Origin of the sequence: Ferrimonas balearica (assembly GCF_019802085.1) — a bacterium.
GTDB lineage: Bacteria > Pseudomonadota > Gammaproteobacteria > Enterobacterales > Shewanellaceae > Ferrimonas > Ferrimonas balearica_B.
In genome coordinates this window covers 345040-366522 of record NZ_JAHVHV010000001.1, presented here as the reverse complement: position 1 = coordinate 366522, position 21483 = coordinate 345040, and the positions used below count along the sequence as shown (strand labels likewise).

Annotated in this window: 19 protein-coding genes and 1 other RNA gene; 8 read left to right on the top strand and 12 right to left on the bottom strand. The window is 64.1% G+C overall.

Annotated elements, in window-relative coordinates; all coding sequences use genetic code 11:
- Positions 1 to 9 precede the first annotated feature (9 nt).
- Positions 10 to 1341, bottom strand: a complete 1332-nt coding sequence (locus tag KUV81_RS01715; protein WP_222542115.1) for an aspartate aminotransferase family protein — start codon at positions 1339 to 1341, stop codon at positions 10 to 12.
- 203 nt (positions 1342 to 1544) lie between these two features.
- On the opposite strand from KUV81_RS01715, the gene KUV81_RS01710 reads away from it, so the two are divergent.
- Together KUV81_RS01710 and KUV81_RS01705 are read left to right on the top strand one after the other, a co-directional pair.
- On the top strand, positions 1545 to 2087 hold the full coding sequence (locus tag KUV81_RS01710) for a cupin domain-containing protein (protein ID WP_222542114.1): 543 nt from the start codon (positions 1545 to 1547) through the stop codon (positions 2085 to 2087).
- 93 nt (positions 2088 to 2180) lie between these two features.
- Positions 2181 to 3665: an aldehyde dehydrogenase gene (locus tag KUV81_RS01705; RefSeq protein ID WP_222542113.1), complete on the top strand. Its 1485-nt coding sequence runs from the start codon at positions 2181 to 2183 to the stop codon at positions 3663 to 3665.
- 38 nt (positions 3666 to 3703) lie between these two features.
- Here KUV81_RS01705 and KUV81_RS01700 read toward each other — a convergent pair whose 3' ends face one another.
- Together KUV81_RS01700 and KUV81_RS01695 are read right to left on the bottom strand one after the other, a co-directional pair.
- A complete protein-coding gene (locus tag KUV81_RS01700) occupies positions 3704 to 4870 on the bottom strand; it encodes a CaiB/BaiF CoA transferase family protein (RefSeq protein WP_222542112.1) in 1167 nt (388 codons plus the stop codon).
- Between the two features lie 9 nt (positions 4871 to 4879).
- Positions 4880 to 6049 carry an acyl-CoA dehydrogenase gene (locus KUV81_RS01695; protein WP_222542111.1) on the bottom strand — a complete coding sequence of 390 codons (1170 nt, stop codon included), beginning with the start codon at positions 6047 to 6049 and terminating at the stop codon, positions 4880 to 4882.
- Between the two features lie 97 nt (positions 6050 to 6146).
- On the opposite strand from KUV81_RS01695, the gene KUV81_RS01690 reads away from it, so the two are divergent.
- On the top strand, positions 6147 to 7010 hold the full coding sequence (locus KUV81_RS01690) for a LysR family transcriptional regulator (RefSeq protein ID WP_222542110.1): 864 nt from the start codon (positions 6147 to 6149) through the stop codon (positions 7008 to 7010).
- Here KUV81_RS01690 and KUV81_RS01685 read toward each other — a convergent pair.
- The 6 genes from KUV81_RS01685 to KUV81_RS01660 all read right to left on the bottom strand — a co-directional run bounded on the left by KUV81_RS01685 (position 7007) and on the right by KUV81_RS01660 (position 13978).
- A complete protein-coding gene (locus KUV81_RS01685) occupies positions 7007 to 7852 on the bottom strand; it encodes an ABC transporter permease subunit (RefSeq protein WP_222542109.1) in 846 nt (281 codons plus the stop codon). The two genes, KUV81_RS01690 and KUV81_RS01685, sit on opposite strands and share 4 nt — an antisense overlap.
- Complete coding sequence (gene potH / locus KUV81_RS01680) at positions 7849 to 8769, bottom strand: putrescine ABC transporter permease PotH (protein ID WP_222542108.1); 921 nt, start codon at positions 8767 to 8769, stop codon at positions 7849 to 7851. Before potH ends, KUV81_RS01685 begins: the two co-directional genes overlap by 4 nt.
- On the bottom strand, positions 8766 to 9899 hold the full coding sequence (gene potA / locus KUV81_RS01675; protein WP_222542107.1) for a polyamine ABC transporter ATP-binding protein: 1134 nt from the start codon (positions 9897 to 9899) through the stop codon (positions 8766 to 8768). The genes potH and potA overlap by 4 nt, the downstream gene beginning before the upstream one ends.
- Positions 9900 to 10113: 214 nt before the next feature.
- Positions 10114 to 11208, bottom strand: a complete 1095-nt coding sequence (locus tag KUV81_RS01670) for a polyamine ABC transporter substrate-binding protein (RefSeq protein WP_222542106.1) — start codon at positions 11206 to 11208, stop codon at positions 10114 to 10116.
- A gap of 38 nt (positions 11209 to 11246) precedes the next feature.
- Complete coding sequence (locus KUV81_RS01665) at positions 11247 to 12620, bottom strand: aspartate aminotransferase family protein (RefSeq protein ID WP_222542105.1); 1374 nt, start codon at positions 12618 to 12620, stop codon at positions 11247 to 11249.
- Between the two features lie 26 nt (positions 12621 to 12646).
- Positions 12647 to 13978 (bottom strand): glutamine synthetase family protein, encoded by a 1332-nt coding sequence (locus tag KUV81_RS01660; protein ID WP_222542104.1) that lies wholly within the window; start codon positions 13976 to 13978, stop codon positions 12647 to 12649.
- Positions 13979 to 14255: 277 nt separating this feature from the next.
- Between KUV81_RS01660 and KUV81_RS01655 the strand changes: the two genes are divergently transcribed.
- Together KUV81_RS01655 and KUV81_RS01650 are read left to right on the top strand one after the other, a co-directional pair.
- A complete protein-coding gene (locus KUV81_RS01655; RefSeq protein WP_222542103.1) occupies positions 14256 to 15635 on the top strand; it encodes a glutamine synthetase family protein in 1380 nt (459 codons plus the stop codon).
- A gap of 8 nt (positions 15636 to 15643) precedes the next feature.
- Complete coding sequence (locus tag KUV81_RS01650; RefSeq protein ID WP_222542102.1) at positions 15644 to 16921, top strand: NAD(P)/FAD-dependent oxidoreductase; 1278 nt, start codon at positions 15644 to 15646, stop codon at positions 16919 to 16921.
- A gap of 52 nt (positions 16922 to 16973) precedes the next feature.
- Here KUV81_RS01650 and KUV81_RS01645 read toward each other — a convergent pair whose 3' ends face one another.
- Positions 16974 to 17894 carry a LysR substrate-binding domain-containing protein gene (locus tag KUV81_RS01645; protein WP_222542101.1) on the bottom strand — a complete coding sequence of 307 codons (921 nt, stop codon included), beginning with the start codon at positions 17892 to 17894 and terminating at the stop codon, positions 16974 to 16976.
- A gap of 349 nt (positions 17895 to 18243) precedes the next feature.
- Here KUV81_RS01645 and KUV81_RS01640 point away from each other — a divergent pair, with 349 nt between their 5' ends.
- The 3 genes from KUV81_RS01640 (at position 18244) to KUV81_RS01630 (ending at position 19596) form a co-directional block, all read left to right on the top strand.
- On the top strand, positions 18244 to 18567 hold the full coding sequence (locus KUV81_RS01640) for a flagellar brake domain-containing protein (protein WP_222542100.1): 324 nt from the start codon (positions 18244 to 18246) through the stop codon (positions 18565 to 18567).
- Between the two features lie 3 nt (positions 18568 to 18570).
- The gene (locus KUV81_RS01635) at positions 18571 to 18912 is read left to right on the top strand and encodes a PilZ domain-containing protein (protein WP_222542099.1); all 342 of its coding nucleotides are present in this window, start codon (positions 18571 to 18573) and stop codon (positions 18910 to 18912) included.
- A 105-nt stretch (positions 18913 to 19017) separates the two neighbouring features.
- Entirely contained in the window at positions 19018 to 19596 is a 579-nt protein-coding gene (locus tag KUV81_RS01630) for a DUF3365 domain-containing protein (protein WP_222542098.1), read from the top strand.
- A 79-nt stretch (positions 19597 to 19675) separates the two neighbouring features.
- Here KUV81_RS01630 and ffs read toward each other — a convergent pair.
- Both ffs and KUV81_RS01620 read right to left on the bottom strand, forming a co-directional pair.
- Positions 19676 to 19772: signal recognition particle sRNA small type (gene ffs / locus KUV81_RS01625), an RNA gene on the bottom strand.
- 119 nt (positions 19773 to 19891) lie between these two features.
- The gene (locus KUV81_RS01620) at positions 19892 to 21283 is read right to left on the bottom strand and encodes an SLC13 family permease (RefSeq protein ID WP_222542097.1); all 1392 of its coding nucleotides are present in this window, start codon (positions 21281 to 21283) and stop codon (positions 19892 to 19894) included.
- Between the last annotated feature and the right edge of the window lie 200 nt (positions 21284 to 21483).

The window sequence follows — 21483 nt, the reverse complement described above, 5'->3', positions numbered from 1 at the left end:
TGCTGCTCCCTATTCCGTTGCGCTGATGGCGTCCGCGACGATGCGGACCAGTTGGTCGATTTGATCCCGCTCGATGATGAGCGGCGGTGACAGGGCGATGACGTCGCCGGTCACCCGGATAAGGGCCCCCATCTCGAACGCCTTGGTGAAGACGTCGAAGGCCCGCGCTCCCGGCGCGCCCGGCCGCGACTGCAGCTCGATGGCGCCCACCAGGCCGTAATTGCGGATGTCGATGATGTGGTTGAGCTCCTTGAGGCTGTGCAGGGCGTCCTCCCAGTGGCCGGCCAGCTCGGCGGCCCGGGTCAGCAGCCCCTCGGACTGGTAGATCTCCAGGGTGGCCAGGCCGGCGGCGGCGGCCACCGGGTGGCCGGAGTAGGTGTAGCCGTGGAACAGCTCGATGGCCGGCCCACCGGCCCCCATAAACTGGTCGTAGATGGCGTTCTGGACAAACACCGCCCCCATGGGGATGGCGCCGTTGGTCAGGCCCTTGGCACTGGTGAGGATGTCGGGAATGACGTCGAACTCCTGGGACGCGAAGGGGCTGCCCAGGCGGCCAAAGCCGGTGATCACCTCATCGAAGATCAGCAGGATCCCATGGCGTGTGCAGATCTCCCGCAGCCGCTGCAGATAGCCCTTGGGGGGCAGGATCACCCCGGCGCTGCCCGCCATCGGCTCGACGATCACTGCGGCGATGGTGTCGGCCCCGTGCAGGGCAACGATCTCCTCCAGACGGTCAGCCAGGCTCATGTCTGCCTCCGGCAGGCCCCGGGTGAAGGCGTTGCGCTCAATATTGAGGGTGTGCGGCAGATGATCCACCCCCGGCAGCAGCGGGCCAAAGCCCTTGCGGTTGTTGCCCAGGCCACCGACGGAGATCCCGCCAAAACCCACCCCGTGGTAGCCCTTTTCGCGCCCGATAAAGCGGGTGCGCTGCCCCTCGCCGCGCAGACGGTGGTACTGCAGGGCGATCTTCAGCGCGGTGTCGGCGGACTCGGAGCCGGAGTTGGTGAAGAACACCCGGTCGAGGCCCGGGGGGGTCATTTCAGATAATCGTTTGGCAAATTCAAAGGGTAAGGGGTGACCCATCTGGAAAGTTGGGGCAAAATCCAGCTCTTCGATCTGACGCTGCACCGCTTCGGTGATCTTGGTCCTTCCATGGCCGGCGTTGCAGCACCACAGACCGGCGGTGCCGTCCAGGATGGGGCGGTCATCCACGCTCTGGTAATGCATCCCCTTGGCGGATTTCAGCAGCCGGGGGTTGGCCTTGAACTGCTTGTTCGCGGTGAAAGGCATCCAGAACGGGGCGAGATCCCCGGGGCCCTTTGCAATGGTGTTCTGAGCCATGGCTCCTCCTGAGACGTTTAACTTAACCGCACTGCGTTGCAAATATTAAACGGGCTTGGCGTGAAAAAAGACGCCTCCTGCGTCTTGAGCGTAACGGTTTTCAACGACCGCCACCCGTTATATGATACTTAACAATTCGCAGGATAATACTAAACACTTCGTCTTGCCAAGGGCGAAATAAACCAAGAGGCAGCACACCACCTATGGATATCGGAAGCCGACTGCGCCAATTACGTACCCAAGCCGGGTTGTCACAGCGTGAGTTGGCCAAACGCACCGGAGTGACAAACGGCTTTATCTCCCAAGTGGAGAAAAACAGCGTCAGCCCCTCGGTGGCCTCGCTGAAAAAGATCCTCGAAGGGATCCCCATCTCCCTGACCAACTTCTTCGACACCGAAGAGCGCCAGCCCCGCCAGGTGGTGTTCACCGCCGACGAGATGCCGGACATCGGCTCCGAGGGGATCCGTTACAAACTGGTGGGCCACAGCATCCGCGATCGCGCCATCGGCATGCTGCACGAAACCCTGCAGCCAGGCAGCGACACCGGCGCCGAGATGCTGACCCACGACGGCGAAGAGTGCGGCGTGGTGATCTCCGGACGACTGGAGCTGACCGTGGGCAACGACGTCAGCGAACTGGGCCCCGGGGACGGTTACTACTTTGACAGCCAGCGCCCCCACCGTTTCCGGGTGCTGGGGGACGAGCCCCTGGTGCTGGTGTCGGCCAACACCCCCGCCACCTTCTGACCAGGCGTTTATTTTATTGACCAGTTCCGTTGATATGGGGCTCAATGTTTAATATGTTTAAACCATTGAGCCCTAATGGCATGGAGCCAACCCATGACGGACACCACCCTCTGGCACCAGCGTGCCCAGTCCCTGACCCTACCGAGCCAGGCCTTTATCGACGGCCGCTTTGTCGACGCCGCCAGCGGCGAAACCTTTGAGAGTATCAACCCCGCCACCGGCGATGTGCTGACCACCGTGGCCAGCTGTGGTGTGGCCGATGCCGATGCGGCGGTGGCCGCCGCCCGCAACGCCTTCGAAGACAGACGCTGGGCCGGCCAGGCCCCGGCGGCGCGCAAGGCGGTGCTGCTCAAATTTGCCGAGCTTATCGAGGCCCACCGGGACGAACTGGCGCTGCTGGAGAGCCTGGACATGGGCAAGCCCATTCGCGATGCGCTCAGCTACGACGCCCCGGCCACCGCCCGGGCCATCGCCTGGCACGCCGAGGCCGTCGACAAACTCTACGACGAGGTGGCCCCCGTGGGCGACGACGCCCTGGCGCTGATCACCCGGGAGCCTTTAGGGGTGGTGGCCGCCATCGTGCCCTGGAACTTCCCCCTGGTGATGGCCGCCTGGAAACTGGGCCCGGCCCTGGCCACCGGCAACTCCGTCATCCTCAAACCCTCGGAAAAATCCCCCCTCTCCGCCCTCAAGCTGGCGGAGCTGGCGAAACAGGCTGGCCTGCCGGACGGGGTGTTCAATGTGCTGCCCGGCTTCGGCCACACCGTCGGCGAGGCCCTGGCGATGCATATGGATGTGGACTGCATCACCTTCACCGGCTCCACCGCGGTGGGCAAACACCTGCTGGAGTGCGCCGGCAAGAGCAACATGAAGCGGGCCTTTATGGAGTGCGGCGGCAAGAGCGCCCACATCGTCTGCGCCGACTGCGAGGACTTGGACAAGGCCGCCGCCACCGCCGCCGCCGCCATCTGTTACAACCAGGGGGAGGTGTGCACCGCCGGCTCCCGGCTGCTGGTGGACAACGCCATCAAGGGGGCGTTTCTCGATAAGCTGGTGGCCCAGCTTGCCCAGTGGCAGCCCTCCGACCCGCTGCACCCTGACACCCCCATGGGGGCCATGGTGGACCGGATGCAGTACGACCGGGTGTGCCAATACATCGACCTGGGGCTGTCCGAGGGGGCGACCCTGCTGGCCGGCGGGCCGCCCAAGGGTGAGGGCCCTGGCCTCTTTATCCCCCCCACTATCCTGTCGGACATGACCCCGGAGCACACCCTGGCCCGGGAGGAGATCTTCGGCCCGGTGCTGTCGGTCATCGGCTTCGACGGCCTGGAGGAGGCGATCCGCATCGCCAACGACAGCGATTACGGTCTGGCCGCCGGGCTGTGGACCGGCAACATCGCCAACGCCATCCGCGGCAGCCGGGCCCTGCGGGCCGGCACCGTGTTCGTCAACAACTGGGATGGTGGCGACATGACCATGCCCTTCGGCGGTTACAAGCAATCCGGTAACGGCCGCGACAAATCCCTGCACGCCATGGAGAAGTACACGGAGCTCAAAAGCACCTGGATTGAGCTCTGACCCGGTTCGTCACGTGTCCTTGTTGTATTTGCCCGCCCTCAGGCGGGCTTTTTTGTGCCCAGCACCCGCTGCTGATCCGCCCCCAGGGCCGGTGGCGCGCTCAGGTACTCGACCGGGGTGCGGGAGAGCTTGATGGGGTTGCCCGCCACCTTGACCTGGGCCCCGCCCTCCTGGGTCAGGGCCACCACCATCTCCCGGGCCAGGACCTGGGGATCCGCCAGCGCCTCGGCCACCGAGTTGATGGGCCCGGCGGGGATCCCCACCTCGGCCAGCCGGGCCAGCCAGTGGGACCGGGGGTGGTCGAGAAAGCATCGCGCCAGGGCCGGCACCAGCTCGTCCCGGTGGGCCACCCGGGCGGCGTTGGTGGCAAAGCGGCCGTCCGTCGCCCAGCCCCCCTGCCCCATCACCTCGCACAATCGGGCAAACTGGGCGTCGTTGCCTACCGCCAGCACCAGTTCGCCGTCGGCACAGACAAAGCTCTGGTAGGGGACGATGTTGGGGTGGGCGTTGCCCATGCGGCCCGGGTTCAGCCCCCCCACCAGGGCGTTGCTGGCCTGGTTGGCCAGGGTCGCGACGGTCACATCCAGCAGTGCCAGATCGATGCTCTGCCCCAGACCGGAGTGGGCCCGCTCGTGGAGCGCCGACAGGATCCCCACGGTGGCATAGAGCCCGGTCATGATGTCGGTCAGCGCCACCCCCACCTTCTGGGCGCCGCCCTCCGGCGCCCCGGTGATGCTCATCAGTCCCCCCATGGCCTGCACCAACAGGTCGTAACCGGGGCGATGGCAATAGGGCCCGGTCTGGCCGAACCCGGTGATGGCGCAGTGGATAAGGCCAGGGTTATCGGCACTGAGCCGAGGGTAATCCAGCCCCAGTCGCGCCGCGTCCCCCACCTTGAAGTTCTCGATCACCACGTCGCACTCCCGGGCCAGCTCACGACAGCGGGCCTGGTCCGCCTCGCGCTTCAGATCCAGGCACACCGAACGCTTGCCCCGGTTGGCGCAGGCAAAGTAGGCGGAGGTGTCGGTGGGCTGCCCCTGCGGGTCGGTGACAAAGGGGGGCCCCCACTGGCGGGTGTCGTCCCCCCGCCCCGGCCGCTCCACCTTGATCACCTCGGCGCCGAGATCCGCCAGCAGTTGACCGGCCCAGGGCCCCGCCAACACCCGGGAGAGATCCAGCACCCGAATTCCGGTTAACGCCCCCATAGCGCCCCCTTAAAACGCCGCCAGGCCGGTCTGGGCCCGGCCCAGGATCAGCCCATGGATGTCGTAGGTGCCCTCGTAGGTGTTCACCACCTCCAGGTTGCACAGGTGGCGCATCACCGGAAACTCGTCGGAGATCCCGTTGCCGCCGAGCATGTCCCGGGCCACTCGGGCGATCTCCAGCGCCTTGCCGCAGTTGTTGCGCTTCATCATGGAGATGAGATCCGGGCTGATGCCGTCGCCATCGAACATCTGGCCCGCCCGCAGCGCCCCCTGCAGCCCCAGGGCGATCTCGGTCTGCATGTTGGCCAGCTTGGTTTGCACCAATTGGGTGGCGGCTAGGGGGCGCCCAAACTGACTGCGCTCCATGACGTAGTCCCGGGCGGTGTGCCAGCAAGCCTCCGCCGCCCCCATGGCCCCCCAGGCGATGCCATAGCGGGCGTTGTTGAGGCAGCTGAAGGGCCCCTTGAGCCCGACCACCTTGGGCAGCATCTGCGCCTCGGTCACGGCCACCTCATCCATTACAATTTCGCCGGTCACCGAGCTGCGCAGGGCCAGTTTGCCGTCGATCTTGGGGGCGGAGAGGCCCGCCATGCCCCGCTCCAGAATAAAGCCGCGGATGGCGTCATCGTCGGTCTTGGCCCACACCACAAACACGTCGGCGATGGGGCTGTTGGTGATCCAGGTTTTGCTGCCGCTAAGCCGATAGCCGTTGTCGGTCTTGCGGGCCCGTGTGGCCATGCCGCCGGGATCCGAGCCGTGGTTGGGCTCGGTCAGGCCAAAGGCGCCAATCAGCTCGCCACTGGCCAGTCCGGGCAGGTAGCGCGCCTTCTGCTCGTCGCTGCCGAAGGCGTGGATGGGGTACATCACCAACGAGGATTGCACGCTCATCATGGAGCGAAAGCCGGAGTCCACCCGCTCGATCTCCCGGGCGATGAGGCCGTAGCTGATGTAATCCACCCCGGCGCCGTACTCCGCCAGGGTGGCGCCCAGCAGCCCCAGCTCCCCCATCTCGCGGAAGATGGCCGGGTCGGTGTGCTCCTCCCGATAGGCCTGACGCACCCGGGGGGCCAGGCGCTCCTGGGCGTAGGCCCGGGCAGTGTCCTGCACCAGTCGCTGCTCTTCGTTCAACTGTTGTTCCAGCAGGAAGGGGTCCTGCCACACCATCTTGCTCCATGCCATGGGGTGCCTCATGCGTTTGATTGTGATGCCCCTAGCATAGGGCGGCCCAAAAGATATATAAAACATATGTTAATTATGCTTTTGATATCTTTTTAATATGGACATACGCAAGCTGACCATCTTCGCCACCGTCGCCCGCCTGGGCAGCCTGAGCGCCGCGGCTCGGGCCCTGCATATGGCCCAGCCGGCGGTGACCATCGCCATTCAGAAGCTGGAGCACCAGCTGGACTGCACCCTGCTGCACCGGGACCGCAAAGGGGTGCAGCTGACCGCCGAGGGTCGGTTGGCCCTGGCCCAGGCCGAGCGGGTACTTAAGGAGATGAGCGAGTTCACTGAGCTGATGAGCCGCTCCCGGGGCCTGCTGACCGGCACCGTGACCCTGAGCTGTCCCGCGATGCTGGCCAACTCCCTGCTGCCCCGGCAGCTGGCGCCCTTTCTCGCCCAGCATCCGGGGTTGACCGCCTCGGTGCACCAGGCGGGTACCCAGGCCATCGCCGAGGCGGTGTTGTCCGGGGAGACCGAGCTGGGGGTGGTGAGCGGCCCGGCCCCCGAGGGGCTGGCCAGCCTGGTGCTGCACCGGGCCCGGATGGTGCTGCTGGTGCCGGATGGCCACCGGTGGGCAGGCGAAGAGGCGATATCGGCCACAGCGCTGGCCGGACAGAGCATGGTGGTGTACCAGCGGGAGTATCACCTGCGCCAACGGCTGGATCGCCTCTGCCAGGCCCAAGGAGTCGTGCCGGACATCAAGCTGGAGACCAATTTCCTGCCGCTGATTGTGCAGATGGTCCGGGAAGGGGTGGGACTGGGGGTGGGCCTGTCGGTGATGGCCGAGCGGGAGGCCGGCATTCAAGGGGTGCCCCTGGTGGAGGAGCACCCCTTTGATCTGGCCCTGGCCTGGCGGGCGGACCGGCCCTTAAGCCGGGCCAACCAGGCCTTTGTGAATCACCTGAAGGGCAGTTAACCCTGCTCCTGCAGGCGCACCTCCGCCTGGCGGCGCTTCTCCATGCGGGCCATCAGGAACCAGCCGATAAAGGCCGCCAGGGCCACCGTGGCGATGATCAGGGTCGCCAGGGCGTTGACCTTGGGGCTGACCCCCAAACGCACCGAGGAGAAGACCACCATGGGCAGCGTGGAGGCGCTGGGCCCGGAGACGAAACTGGCGATCACCAGGTCATCCAGGGAGAGGGTGAAGGCCAGCAGCCAGCCGGCCAGCAGCGCCGGGGCGATGGAGGGCAAGGTGATGAGGAAGAACACCTTAAGCGGCGGCGCCCCCAGATCCTGGGCCGCCTCCTCCACCGACAGATCCAGCTCCCGCAATCGGGCCGCCACCACCACCGCCACGTAGGCGGAGCAGAAGGTGGTGTGGGCGATCCAGATGGTGACAAAGCCCCGCTCGGTGGGCCAGCCTAACCCCTGGGCCATGGCCACGAACAGCAGCAGCAAGGAAAGCCCGGTGATCACCTCGGGCATCACCAGCGGTGCGGTGATCATAAAGGCGAAGGGGGTCTCGCCGCGAAAGCGCCCCATGCGGGTCATCACAAAGGCGGCAATGGTGCCGAGGATCACCGCGGCACAGGCGGCCATAAAGGCGATGGTGAGGCTTAGGATCACCCCGTTCATCATCAGCTTGTCCTGGAACAGCTCCCCGTACCACTTGGTGGAGAAGCCGGCCCAGACGGTCACCAGTCGGGAGCTGTTAAAGGAGTAGATCACCAGAATCAGGATGGGGCCGTAGAGGAACAACATCCCCAGGGTCAGCACCAATGTGCGAAACGGCGAACGGCTTACCGGGATCGGGGTCATGCTCGGCCCTCCAACTCTTTGGTCTGGTAACGGTGGAACCAGAGGATGGGCACCATCAGCAGCAGCAACATCACCATGGCCACGGCGGAGGCCACCGGCCAGTCACGGTTATTGAAGAACTCCTGCCAGAGCACCCGGCCGATCAGCAGCGAGTCGGGCCCGCCAAGCAGTTCGGGGATCACAAACTCCCCCACCGCGGGGATGAACACCAGCATGGAGCCGGCGATGAGACCCCCCTTGATGGCGGGGAGGATCACCTGGACAAAGATGGTCCACTGACGGGCGCCCAGGTCCTGGGCGGCCTCCACCAGGGAGTAGTCCAGCCGCATCAGCGCCGAGTAGAGCGGCAGAATCATAAAGGGCAGGTAGGCGTAGACGATGCCGATGTACACCGCCCAGGGGGTGTGGAGGATCTTAAGCGGCTCCTCGATCACCCCCAGCCACAGCAGCAGGTTGTTCATCAGGCCGTTGTTCTTGAGGATCCCGATCCAGGCGTAGATGCGGATCAGGAAAGAGGTCCAGCTGGGCAGGATGATCAGCATCAGCAGCAGGTTGCGGCTGGCGGGGCTGGAGTGGACGATGGCCCAGGCGATGGGCAGGCCCATCAGCATGCAGAACAAAGTGGAGTGGGCGGCGATCTTCAGCGACTGCAGGTAGCTGTCGAAATAGAGGTCGTCCTCCACCAGGTAGTAGTAGTTGCTGATGTTCAGCACCATCTGGATCTTGTCGTCGACGAAGCTCACCAGGTCGCTGTAGGGCGGGATGGCGATCTGCGCCTCGGACAGGGAGATCTTGAAGACGATGGCGAAGGGCACCAGGAAGAACAGCGCCAACCAGCCATAGGGAACGCTGATCACCAGCGAACGTCCGAACCGGCGTTTTCGCCAGGATCGTTTCAGTTTGTCGGCCAGCTTCATACGGTCAGCACCACGCAGGCGTCGGACTGCCAGCTCAGCCAGACGGTTTCTTCCCACACCGGCTGGCCGTTGCGCAGTCGGTCCTCGTTGAGCTTGGTGGCGATCACCTTAATGCCCGAGGGCAGGCGAACGTGGTAGATGGACTGGCCACCGAGGTAGGCGATGTCCTCCACCTTGCCCTGGCAGGCGTTGTCGGCGTCCGGCGGACACTGGCGGGTCAGGGTGATCTTCTCCGGTCGCACCGCCACCATCAGCGCCATGCCGGCGTTGGCGGACACCGGATGCTCCACCTGGATGGGGCTGGGCAGCTGGTCGCACTGGATGCTGCTGCCCTCCTTCTCAATCAGGGCCCCCTCGAAGATGTTGACCGAGCCGATGAACTCGGCGCTCATGCGGCAGTTGGGGGACTCGTAGATCTCCTTGGGCTTGCCCACCTGCACCAGGCGACCGCGATCCATGATGGCGATGCGCCAGGCCATGGTCATCGCCTCCTCCTGGTCGTGGGTCACCATCACGCAGGTCACGCCGACCCGCTCGAGGATGTCCACCACCTCCAGCTGCATCTGCTCGCGCAGTTTCTTGTCCAGGGCCCCCATGGGCTCGTCCAGCAGCAGCAACTTGGGCCGCTTGGCCAGGCTGCGGGCCAGGGCCACGCGCTGGCGCTGGCCGCCGGAGAGTTGGTGGGGCTTGCGGCGGGCGTACTCGGTCATATGGACGATCTCGAGCATCTCTTTGACCCGCTCCTTGATCTCCGCCTTGGGCAGCTTGTCCTGCTTGAGGCCGAAGGCGATGTTGTCCCACACGCTCATGTGCGGGAACAGGGCATAGGATTGGAACATCATGTTGACCGGGCGCTCGTAGGGCAGCACCGAGGCCATGTCTTCACCGTCCAGCAGGATCTGGCCGGCACTGGGGGACTCGAACCCCGCCAGCATCCGCAACAGGGTGGACTTGCCGCAGCCGGACGCCCCTAACAGGGCGAAGATCTCCCCCTCGTAGATGGTCAGATCCACGCCGTCCACGGCGGTAACGCCGTCGAACTCTTTGCTGATGCCTTTGATTTGCAGAAGGGGTTTGGGTGTCTTGATCGATGCGGTTGCCGTGCGTTCAGCCTGTTCCAAAGCGGCCATTGGGGTACTCTCCCTGTTCTTGTTATGCCAATCAAAACGGTCGCCTCTCCTGACTGGGCCGACGGGCGGCCCGCCCTCTCAGACGACGAGAGGGCGCCGTTTTATTGGTGTGGGTCGGGCGGCGGGCTGGTTCACAGTAACCCCCCCAGGTCCATCGAATCGGCCCGCCGCCCTACTGCTCTTACATCACTATCACGTTCCAGTTAGTGAAGGATTACAAACCTTTCTTGATGCGGTTCCAGGACGAAGTCAGTGCCCGGTTCATCTTCGGCGGGGTGATCTTGGCGCCCCACAGCTTGGCCTGAACCTCTTCCGGCGGGTAGATCCCCGGGTGAGTGGTCACCTCTTCGTCGATCGCCTCTTTGGAGGAGGGGATGGCGTTGGCGTACCAGACGTAGTTGGAGATCTCCGCCATCACGTCGGGGCGCATCAGGTAGTCGATGAACTGGTGGGCGGCGTCCACGTTGCGGGCGTCCCGGGGGATCGCCATCAGGTCAAACCACACCAGGGTGCCTTCGCCGGGGATCACGTACTCCACGGTGATGCCGTTGTCCGCCTCGTCAGCACGGTCGGCGGCCTGCAGGATGTCCCCGGACCAGCCCACTGCAACGCAGATGTCGCCGTTGGCCAGATCGTTGATGAACTGCGAGGAGTGGAAGTAGGTGATGTAGGGGCGCACCTTCATCAACAGCTCTTCCGCCGGCTTGACGTCCTTGGGGTTGGTGGAGTTGGGGTCCATCCCCAGGTAGTGCATGGCGGCGGGGATGATCTCGGTAGGGGCGTTCAAAAAGGCCACGCCGCAGTCCAGCTTGGAGATGAGCTCCGGCTTGAACACCAGATCCCAGCTGTTGACCTCGAAATCCTCACCGAAGATCTTGGCGATCGCATCAGCGTTGTAACCCAGGCCGGTGGTGCCCCACAGGTAGGGCACGGCGTACTTGTTGCCCGGATCCTTGTCCTGCAGGATGGCCATCAGTTTGGGATCCAGGTTGCCGTAGTTGCTCAGCTTGCTGCGGTCCAGCTCCTGGAAGGCGCCCGCCTGGGCCTGGCGACCGAGGAAGTCACTGGAGGGCACCACCAGATCGAAACCGCTGTTGCCAGTCAGCAGCTTGGCTTCCAGCACCTCGTTGGAATCGAACACGTCGTACACCACCTCGATGCCGGTCTCCTTCTCGAAGTTGGCAATGGTGTCCTCGGCAATGTAATCGGACCAATTGTAAACGTGCAGCTTGGTGTTGGCGGCGGCCACGGAAAAGCTCATGGTCGCCATCAGGCCCGCGCTCGCCATCAGGCGTAGCTTGTTGTTCATCGTCTCTCTCCTTGTTGATGGGTAATTATCCACAAGGCTCAACCCTTCAGGTGCTGCCACGTCAGGTCGAGACTGCGCCTTGCGCGAGCCACCAGCTCGTCTATTTCCGACTCGGTAATGACCAGCGGCGGGGAGATGATCATGGTGTCCCCCACCGCCCGCATCACCAGGCCGCACTCGATGCAGAAGTCCCGGCACAGGGTGCCCGCCCCGACCTTCTCATCGAAACGTGCGCCGGTGGCCTTGTCCGCCACCAGCTCCAATGCCCCCACCATGCCGATGCCGCGGGCCTCGCCCACCAGGGGGTGATCCCCAAGCTCGGCCCAGCGCTTTTGCAAGTAGGGACTGGTGTGCTGCTGGATCCGCTCGAGGATCCCCTCCTGCTCCATCAGCGCCAGGTTGGCGCTGGCCACGGCGCAGGCCACCGGGTGACCGGAGTAGGTGAAACCGTGGTTAAAGTCGCCGCCGTCCTTGAGCAGCCCCTCTGCCACCCGGTCTCCCACGGCCACCGCGCCCAGGGGCACGTAACCGGAGGTGATCCCCTTGGCCATGCAGACCAGGTCCGGCTTGACGCCGAAGTGCTCGCAACCGAGCCAGTGGCCCAGTCGACCGAAGCCGCAGATCACCTCGTCGCTCACCAGCAGGATGTCGTACTGGCGGCAAATTCGTTGGATCTCCGGCCAGTAACTGGCCGGTGGGATGATGACGCCGCCGGCGCCCTGCACCGGCTCGCCGATAAAGGCAGCGACGTTCTCCGGCCCCAGCTCCAGAATTTTGGCTTCCAGCTGGCGGGCCCGCTCCAGGCCAAACGCCTGCGGGTCCTGCCCCTGGCCCTCACCAAAGGGGTAGGGCTGGTCGATGTGGTGGATGTCCGGCAGCGGCAGGCCGCCCTGGGCGTGCATCGGCTTCATGCCGCCGAGGCTGGCGCCGGCCATGGTGGAGCCGTGGTAGGCGTTGTGGCGACTGATGATCGCCTTGCGCTGGGGCTGGCCCTGGCTGGCCCAGAAGTGGCGCACCATGCGCACCACGGTGTCGTTGCACTCGGAGCCGGAGCCGGTGAAGAACACCCGGTTCAGGTGCTCAGGCAGCAAGCTGGTGAGCCGGGCCGCCAGCTCGGTGGCCGGCGGGTGGGTGCACTGGAAGAAGAGATTGTAGTAGGGCAGCGTGTTGAGCTGCTCGGTGGCCGCGTCGATGAGCTCCTTGCGGCCATAGCCCATGTTGACGCACCACAGCCCCGCCATGCCGTCGAGGATCTCCTGCCCCTCGGGGGTGTAGATGTAGACCCCCTCGGCCCGGTTGATGACCCGGCTGCCCTTCTGGTTGAGCTCGCCGTTGTCGGTAAAGGGGTGCAGGTGGTGGGCGGCGTCCAGGCTCTGCCAGGCCTGGGTCTGCTGCTTGGGATTCAATGTCATGGAATGTTCCTTGTTCATCTCGCCACTTACACGTTGAGCAGGAGAAACTCCCGCTCCCAGGAGCTGATCACCTTGGAGTAGGTCTCATACTCCTTGCGCTTCACCGCCACGTAGGCCCGGACGAAGCGCTCGCCGAGCACCTCGGCCAGATCCGCGTCCTTCTCCAGCGCCTGCAGGCTCTCCTCCAGGGTGCGGGTCAGGCCAAAGGGCTGGTCGTAGGCGGAGGTGGTCAGGGCATCGGTGCACTCGTAGCCTTTCATCATCCCCAGGTAGCCGCAGGCCAGGGTGACCGCCAGGGCCAGATAGGGGTTGGCGTCGGCACCGGCAAAGCGGTTCTCCACCCGGGTGTTGGCGCCGTCGCTGTGAGGCACCCGCAAACCCACGGTGCGGTTGTCCACACCCCAGTGGATGGAGGTGGGGGCACTGTCACCGAAGGCCAGGCGGCGGTAGGAGTTGACGTTGGGGGCCTGGAAGGCCAGCGCCGCCTTGGCGTGCTTCTGCATGCCGCCGATGTAGCGGTGGAACTGGGCGCTGAAGCCACCGTTCTGGCCAGCGAAGATGTTGTTGCCGTCGGCATCCAGCACGCTCTGGTGAATGTGCATGGAGCTGCCGGGCTCCTCCTCCATGGGCTTGGCCATAAAGGTGGCGTAGATCTTGTGGCGCAGGGCCGCCTCGCGCATGGTGCGCTTGAACAGGAACACCTGGTCCGCCAGGTCCATGGCGTCGCCATGGAGGAAATTGAGCTCCATCTGGGCGGCGCCCTGCTCGTGCACCAGGGTGTCCACCTCCAGCCCCTGGGCTTCACAGAAGTCGTACATCTCCTCGAAGATGGGGTCGAACTCGTTGACGGCATCGATGGAGAAGGATTGGCGGGCGGTCTCGGGACGGCCGTTGCGGCCGATGGGCGGCTCCAGGGGGTAGTCCCAGTCCTCGTTGGTCTTGACCAGGAAAAACTCCAGCTCCGGGGCCACCACAGGGGTCCAGCCCTGCTCCTTATAGAGGTTGAGCACCCGGCGCAAGACGCTGCGCGGGGCGATATCCACCAGGCTGCCATCGGTGTTGTAGCAGTCGTGGATCACCTGGCCGGTGGGCTCGGCGGCCCAGGGGACGAAGCGCAGAGTATTGCCGTCGGGCACCAGCACCATGTCCCGCTCGATGGGATCCACCATCTCGTCGTCGTCCGGCCAGTCGCCGGTGACCGTCTGGATAAAGATGGTCTCGGGCAGTCGCATGCCTCTGTCTTTCAAGAACTTGTCAGCTGGGAGGATCTTCCCCCGGGCGTTGCCGGTAAAGTCAGGGATAAGACACTCCACCTCGGTGATCCTGTTATCGCCCATCCAGGCGCGGATCCTTTCCATATCCACCTCAGTCCCGGTGCGCTCCGGGCTCCTTGCTTGTTGTGCTGAACGTTTATTTTATTAAATACCGACTCGGTCAATGACTGAGCAACGATAGCCATTCTTGGCACGCACCCAATGGCTTGTCAACATCAGGCCGTTTATTAAAGTAAAAGAAATTTCGACTAACCCCCTGTATCTGTGAGGGTGAACACCCAGGTGTTGCATATTACTAAACGGCATGGTCTACTTTTCGAACAGGATCTCAAATATTTCATCCAGGAAGGACGCGTACAGCATGGTTAAACATCTGAACCTGGTCGCTGCCCAAGGAAGCGGGCCGTCCCCCAAGCAGTTTCTCAAGGCGCACCCGGATCTGGCCTCCATCGATCTGCTGCTGCCGGACATCAACGGGGTGTTTCGCGGCAAGCGCATTCAGCCGGAGCAGCTGGAAAAGGTGTTCAAAGATGGCGTCTGCCTGCCGGCCTCGGTGTTTGGCCTGGACATCACCGGGGAAACCTCGGAAAAAACCGGCCTGGGCTTCTCCACCGGCGACGGCGATCGCCGCTGCGCCCTGCTCCACCACACCTTGAGTCCCGCGCCCTGGCATAAGAAGCCGATGGCCCAGGCCCTGCTCACCATGCTGGACAACGACGGTCAGCCCTACCCCGCTGAGCCGCGCAATGTGCTGGCCGCCATGGTGGCGCGGTTTGCCGAGTTGGGCCTGACCCCCTGCGTCGCGGTGGAGCTGGAGTTCTACCTGGTGGATCCGGAGCACGACATCGACGGCATGGCCCAGCCCCCCATGGGGCCCGACGGCCAGCACCGCATCACCGCCACCCAGTGCTACTCGGTGGACGATCTCGACCACTACAGCGAGTTCCTCGACGAGGTGAACGCCATCTGCCGGGTGCAGCACATCCCCGCCAGCAACGCGGTGGCCGAATACGCCCCGGGCCAGTTCGAGATCAACCTTAACCACCTGCCGGATCCGGTGACCGCCTGCGATCAGGCGATGCAGCTCAAGCGGGTGATCCGGGCGGTGGCCCAGAAGCACGGCCACAAGGCCACCTTTATGGCCAAGCCTCACCAGACCCAGTGCGGCTCCGGCATGCACATCCACGTCAGCCTGCAAGATAAGCAGGGCAACAACCGCTTTGCTCAGGAAGAGGCGCTGCTGAAGCAGGCCATCGCCGGCCTGCTGGAGGTGATGCCCGCCAGTCAGCTGCTCTTTGCCCCCCACGCCAACAGCTACCGACGGATGCAGCCGGACATGTTTGTGCCCATGGCGCCCACCTGGGGTTACGACAACCGCACCGTGGCCCTGCGCATTCCCAATGGCCCGGCCAGCGACACCCGCATCGAGCACCGTGTGGCGGGGGCGGACGCCAACCCCTATCTGGTCACCGCCGCCATCCTGGCCGGTGCCCTGCACGGCATGGAGCAGAAACTGACGCCGCCGGCGCCGGTGGAGGGGGACGCCAACGCCCTCGAACTGCCGCTGCTGCCCCACCGCTGGCACGACGCCCTGGATTGCTTCCGCGCGCCCTCGGCCCTGCGCCAGCAGTTGGGGGAGACCTTCTGCGACATCTACGCCAGCGTGAAGGAGTCGGAAATCCAGCGCTTCGAACAACAGATCACGCCACTGGAGATGCAGTGGTACCAGGACACCATCTAGGACCCGTTATGACCCGACAGCACACACACTCCTATTACGCCGCCAGCGCCAACCAGCGCACCGATTACCCGGCCCTGGCCGGCCAGGTGGAGGCGGACGTCTGCGTCGTGGGCAGCGGCATCACCGGCACCTCCGCCGCCCTGGAGCTGGCCAAGAAAGGCTACAAGGTGGTGGTGCTGGAGGGAGCCAAGGTGGGCTGGGGCGCCTCCGGGCGCAACGGCGGCCAGATGATCTTCGGCTACGCCGCCGAGCAGGCCAAGCTGGCCAAGCTGGTGGGCAAGCAGGACGCCCATAAGCTGTGGGCCATCGCCGATGAAGCCGTGGCCCTGACCAAGCGCCGCATCGACGAGCACAACATCCAGTGCGATCTGGCCCCGGGCCACCTGCACGCCGCCATCAAGCCCCGCCATATGGATGAGCTCAAGGGCTGGTACGACGAACTGGTGGAGGAGTACGACTACCGCAGCGTCGAGATGTGGGACAAGGGCACGCTGGAAAAGCAGATGGCCACCGAGCGCTACCTGGGGGGGCTGTACGACGCCAACTCCGGCCACCTGCACCCGCTCAACTACACCCTGGGACTGGCCCGGGCCGCCAGCGAGGCCGGCGCCCAGATCTACGAGCAGAGCCCGGTCACCCGCATCGAGCAGGGGGACACCGTCACCCTGCACACCGACAACGGCCAGGTGCGGGCCAAGTTCGTGGTGATGTGCTGCAACGCCTACCTCGAAGGCCTGGCCCCCAAGATCGAAACCAAGATCATGCCGGTAGGCACCTACGTCACCGCCACCGAGCCTCTGGGGGAAGCCCGGGCCCAGGAGCTCATTCGCAACAACATGGCGGTGGCGGACATCAACTTCGTGCTGGATTACTTCCGCCTGTCGGCAGATAACCGCATGCTGTTCGGCGGCCGGGTCAGCTACTCCAAACTGGATCCCATCAACCTGGCCGGCTCCATGGCCGCCCGCATGCACGCGGTGTATCCCCAGCTTAAGGGCGTCCAACAGGAATACACCTGGGGTGGCTACGTGGGGATCACCGTCAACCGCGCCCCCCACTTCGGTCGCCTGGCCAACAACATCTTCTTCGCCCAGGGCTTCTCCGGTCACGGCGTGGCCCTGACCGGCATGGCGGGCACCCTGATGGCAGAGGCGGTGGCCGGCACCGCCGAACGCTTCGACCTGGTGGCCAAAATCCCCCACATGGATTTTCCCGGCGGCCGCATGTTCCGCACCCCGGCCCTGGTGCTGGCCATGGCCTGGTATCGGATGCGCGATCTGCTCTGAACCGGCAGGCCCGAAATAAAAAAGCAGCCTGTCGGCTGCTTTTTTGTTGGGTTCAGCGGAAACGGTCGAACTGGGCCATCAGCCACTGGCGCAACCAGCGGTGGGCGGCGGAGGACTCGGTGCTGTTGTGCCAGTACAGATAGACGTCCACCGGACTGAGCTCGAAGGGCATGGGGTAGTAGGCCAACGGCTGCACCTCGGCCACCCGCCGGGCCAGGCTCTCCGGCGCGCCCGCCACCAGATCCGAGTTCGCGCAGGCCATCACGATGCTCAGGATGTCCGCACTGGAGAAGGCCACCTTGCGGTGCTTCAGCCGCATCGCCAATGCGTCCTCCATGGGGTAACGCTTGGAGTCCCGCGGCAGCATCACTGCATGGTGCTCGGCAAAGAACGCTGCCTCAGTGATGTCCTCGGGTTGACGAAGTCGCGGATGATCCTGACGACACACCATCACCAGTCGCTCGGAGTAGAGTCGCTCCTGGTGCAGGTTGGCGTCCCCCAGGCGCAGGTAGTCCAGGTGCAAGTCCGCCTGGCGACTGGAGAGCAGCTCCACCGGATCGAGATCGTAGCGGTTGGTGAGCGCCAACTGAGAATGGGGCGCGTGCTCCCGAAACCGGGCCATCAGCTCCGGCACCATGGCCTGGCCCACGTAGCTGAAGGCGTTCAGGTTGAAGATCTCCATCGCCGATTCAGCGTCGAACTCACCGGCGTTGGGCAGGGTCAGCGCCACTTGGGCCAGCGCCTGCTTCACGAAGGGGTAGATCTGGTGGGCCTTGGCCGTGGGCACCATGCCCCGACCGGAACGGACGAACAAGGCGTCGTCGTACAGCGAGCGCAGTCGGTTCAGGGCCTGGGACACCGCCGGCTGAGTCATCGACAGCACCCGTGCGGTGTGAGTCAGGTTTTGCTCCTGCATCAGAATGTTAAAAACGGTTAGCAGGTTAAGGTCCACCCGCCGCCAACTGCCTTTCATAGCGTGCCTTTTGCGTCTTGTTGTTGATGTGAACCCTCCCTGGGACTCCGGCCAAGTTGCGCCCATGCGGCGCATTCAAGTCACCTGGCCGTCTCAATTGGGTGGCATTTTCCCTCATGACCGGCAACAACGCCGTGACCGAGCCACCACAACCATCACTACAAGCATAATCTTTGGGCAACCAAACCCAGCCAGGGCTTATAACCCGGTGGCGTTATCGGCCCTCCGGTACGGCCGATAACGCCACCCCATGACACCCCATCCCACTCATTGTCCTAAAAATAGCGATGAAAAACTCTAACTTGCGACTGAAGTTCAAAAAGAGATACCCCCTCAAAGGAGAGCAAGGATGCTGGACGCGTCGCTGGTCAAGGATGCCCAAACCCCTCAGGTGCAGCCGTTTTGCGACACTGAACTGAGTCCGGGCCTGACGGTGGACATGGAGATCGAGTCCCAGTTCAAGGACCAGCACCGTGGACGGGCTACCCTGGTGGGTTGGCGCCCGGAGCGCTTCTTGCTGCTGCGCCCCCAGGATGCCCTTTTCCACCGCCTCTACCCCGGCAGCTTTGTGATCCTGCGCTACCTGGTGGCCGGGCAGATCCACGCCTGCAAGAGTCGCATCCTCACCACCGCCACCAGCCCGGACAAACTGGTGTTTTGCCAGTACCCCTAGCAGGTGACCAACGTCCGGCTGCGCCAGCATCCCCGCTTCGACACCCGGCTGTTTGCCCAGCTGGAATCGGATGAGCAGTGCACCGACGGGCTGATCCTCGACATCTCCGCCAGCGGCTGCCAATTTCGCACCGCCCCAGACCAATCCCTGCCCCTGAACGGCCGTCCGTTGACCCTGGTTCTGCCCCTGGCCGAGCCCGGAAAGGCCGCAACGCGCATTCCCGCCCTGGTGCGCAACCGCCACACCGGACCGGACGGCACCCGCTACGGCCTGCAGTTCACCGGCTCGGTGGACGCGGTGATGAAGCTGCTGATGCCGGAGCCCATCCCCTCAGCCACCGATTAATAAGAGCCAGCTTAATTAGCTTATGTTGATATTTTGGTTATCCTCGCTATGCTGGAGACATAGACTGAGTACCTATGCTGGATACAACCGCCAAGGAGGTGATGGATGCGACGGCAGGCGTTGGTGATGCTTTTGATGGCCCCAGTGGTGATGCCGCTGGCTGCCCAGGAAGTGGATGCGACGGTCTTGGCCGACCAGGCGCGGGGGGCGGCCCTGTTGGCGCCCTTCAAAGGGGCGCTGAAGTCGGCCCTGAGTGAGGGACTTGCGGCCGGCCCCCAAGCGGCCATCGCGGTGTGCCAGGCCCAGGCACCGGCCATCGCCGAGCGCCTCTCCGTCGACGGGGTGCATATGGGCCGCAGCAGTGAGCGGCTGCGCAACCCGAAAAACAGCCCACCGGATTGGGTGGTGCCCATCCTGACCCAATACGCCCGCGGCGATCTCGCCCCGGTCACCGTTGCCCTCTCCCCCACCGAACTGGGCTACGTCGAGCCCATCCATATCGCGCCCCCCTGCCTGACCTGCCACGGCGAAACGCTCGAAAGCTCGGTGCAAGAGGCCCTGGCGGACCGCTACCCACAAGATAGGGCCACCGGTTATCAGCTGGGGCAGTGGCGCGGGGTGTTCTGGGTGCGCTACCCGGCGACAACGGCATCGAGTGACAAAGCCCAAGCCAAGGAGCCTTGAGGCGAAGAATAAGGATCAGTAAAACGCCCGGTACAAGGCCAGGGAGCGGATAAAGAGAGTCAGAGGGGAGATTGGGTGGCGCCCCCAGCCGCATCCCGGCACATGCGTCCACCGCCTTGGCTGCTCCCTTCCGGGCCTGACCAGGTCAACGATTTAGCATTGCGAGAGGACCGGGGGCACCATAGACAGGTGCGCCCGAAAGCGCAGTCGCATTATCCCCATCCAGTGGGGGCCTTGCAAGACAAGGCCGCCAGAAAGGCGGCCTGTGTCGGGTGTTCGACCACTTTCTGTGCGATCACCACAGCATCTGACTGAGCAGGAAGAGCACGACCACACAAAGCGCGTTCACCACCACCCCGGCCCGCATCATGTCGGTCTGCTTGATGTGGCCGGAGCCGAACATGATGGCGTTGGGCGGCGTGGCCACCGGCAGCATAAAGGCGCAGGAGGCGGAGATCCCAATAAGCACCGCCAGGATCACCGGCGACACCCCGAGCACCTCGGCGATGGAGGCAAACACCGGCACCAGCAGGGCTGCGCTGGCGGTGTTGCTGGCAAACTCGGTCAACATCACCACGAACAGGATGATCACCAGGGTCAGCAGCGCCATGTGGGTGCTGCCAAACACCTCGAAGATCTGGTTGGCGAGAAAGACGCTGGTGCCGGTGCTCTTAAGCACCCCGGACAGGGTCAGGCCACCGCCGAACAGCAGCAGCACGCCCCAGTCGGTCTGACGCTCCACCTGCTGCCAGCTCACCAGGCGCAGCGCCCCCAGGGCCACCACCGCCGCCAGGGCGACGAAGGTGTCGAACTTGGCGATCCCCCCCAGGGCCGCCGACAGGGGCTTGGAGAAGATCCAGCAGGCCACGGTGAAGGCAAACACCAGCAACGTCAGCTTGGCGGTGCCGTTCATCGGCTCCGACTCGGCGCGAAACTCGAAGCGCTGGGACAGGTCGGGCTTGATCATCAGGTACATGGCCAGAATCACCAGGGGCCAAAGCACCGCCATGGCCACCAGACCAAACTGCATCCAGCCGGCAAAATCCAGCCCCACCTGGGCCGCAGCGATGGCGTTCGGCGGGCTGCCCACCAGGGTGCCGATCCCACCGATGTTGGCGCTGTAGGCACAGCCCAGCAGCACATAGACATAAGTGCGGCGATGCTCAGTGGGGTCCAGCTGGGCCAGCATCCCCAGGGCCAGCGGCAGCATCATCGCCGCAGTGGCGGTGTTGCTTATCCACATGGACAACAGGCCTGTCACCCCGAAGAGCATCAGCGAGGCGTTGGCCAGCTTGCCGCCGGAGAGGTTGATCACCCGACTGGCGATGCGCTTGTCGATGCCCTGCACGTGCAGCGCAGCCGCCAGGGCAAAGCCGCCGAAGAACAGGAAGATGATGGGGTTGGAAAAGTTGGCCAGGGCCTTGGTGGTGTCCGTCAGGCCCAGGAAGATCGCCATCACCGGCACCAGGATGGCGGTGATGGTGATGTGAATCGCCTGGGTCAGCCAGAGCACGGCGACGAAGACTAAGAGCGCAAGGCCCTTGTTAACGGCGTCCTCGAAGGGCAGAAAATTCACCATCGCCAGGAACAGCAGGATATCGGCGATGAGGATCAACGCCTTGCTGTCTGACCAGGGGGACGCCTTCAGCCAGGACGCGGGATTTTCGCTGGCGCTCGGAGTCTGCATAGTCAAATTCCTTATATGTATGCTTTTGTTATTCCATTTCATACCAAGCGTGGGGGCCTGGTGGGGAGGCAATTAAACCACACAGAATTTATGGCTATAAAGAGAAAACCTTATTAGACAATGGGCTAATGGACATGTTGAGTGAGAGCCCAAGCTATCTCATTGTCAAATAGGCAAAACCCTTACACCGCCTGCGGTGA

What these genes read in the sequence shown, in the direction of transcription:
- KUV81_RS01660 (WP_222542104.1), bottom strand. Translation starts at nt 13,978, where the DNA reads ATGGAAAGGATCCGCGCCTGGATGGGCGATAACAGGATCACCGAGGTG.
- KUV81_RS01665 (WP_222542105.1), bottom strand. Translation starts at nt 12,620, where the DNA reads ATGACATTGAATCCCAAGCAGCAGACCCAGGCCTGGCAGAGCCTGGAC.
- KUV81_RS01655 (WP_222542103.1), top strand. Translation starts at nt 14,256, where the DNA reads ATGGTTAAACATCTGAACCTGGTCGCTGCCCAAGGAAGCGGGCCGTCC.
- KUV81_RS01690 (WP_222542110.1), top strand. Translation starts at nt 6,147, where the DNA reads ATGGACATACGCAAGCTGACCATCTTCGCCACCGTCGCCCGCCTGGGC.
- KUV81_RS01640 (WP_222542100.1), top strand. Translation starts at nt 18,244, where the DNA reads ATGCTGGACGCGTCGCTGGTCAAGGATGCCCAAACCCCTCAGGTGCAG.
- KUV81_RS01710 (WP_222542114.1), top strand. Translation starts at nt 1,545, where the DNA reads ATGGATATCGGAAGCCGACTGCGCCAATTACGTACCCAAGCCGGGTTG.
- KUV81_RS01620 (WP_222542097.1), bottom strand. Translation starts at nt 21,283, where the DNA reads ATGCAGACTCCGAGCGCCAGCGAAAATCCCGCGTCCTGGCTGAAGGCG.
- KUV81_RS01700 (WP_222542112.1), bottom strand. Translation starts at nt 4,870, where the DNA reads ATGGGGGCGTTAACCGGAATTCGGGTGCTGGATCTCTCCCGGGTGTTG.
- KUV81_RS01650 (WP_222542102.1), top strand. Translation starts at nt 15,644, where the DNA reads ATGACCCGACAGCACACACACTCCTATTACGCCGCCAGCGCCAACCAG.
- KUV81_RS01715 (WP_222542115.1), bottom strand. Translation starts at nt 1,341, where the DNA reads ATGGCTCAGAACACCATTGCAAAGGGCCCCGGGGATCTCGCCCCGTTC.
- KUV81_RS01695 (WP_222542111.1), bottom strand. Translation starts at nt 6,049, where the DNA reads ATGGCATGGAGCAAGATGGTGTGGCAGGACCCCTTCCTGCTGGAACAA.
- KUV81_RS01645 (WP_222542101.1), bottom strand. Translation starts at nt 17,894, where the DNA reads ATGAAAGGCAGTTGGCGGCGGGTGGACCTTAACCTGCTAACCGTTTTT.
- potA (WP_222542107.1), bottom strand. Translation starts at nt 9,899, where the DNA reads ATGGCCGCTTTGGAACAGGCTGAACGCACGGCAACCGCATCGATCAAG.
- KUV81_RS01685 (WP_222542109.1), bottom strand. Translation starts at nt 7,852, where the DNA reads ATGACCCCGATCCCGGTAAGCCGTTCGCCGTTTCGCACATTGGTGCTG.
- KUV81_RS01630 (WP_222542098.1), top strand. Translation starts at nt 19,018, where the DNA reads ATGCGACGGCAGGCGTTGGTGATGCTTTTGATGGCCCCAGTGGTGATG.
- potH (WP_222542108.1), bottom strand. Translation starts at nt 8,769, where the DNA reads ATGAAGCTGGCCGACAAACTGAAACGATCCTGGCGAAAACGCCGGTTC.
- KUV81_RS01670 (WP_222542106.1), bottom strand. Translation starts at nt 11,208, where the DNA reads ATGAACAACAAGCTACGCCTGATGGCGAGCGCGGGCCTGATGGCGACC.
- KUV81_RS01705 (WP_222542113.1), top strand. Translation starts at nt 2,181, where the DNA reads ATGACGGACACCACCCTCTGGCACCAGCGTGCCCAGTCCCTGACCCTA.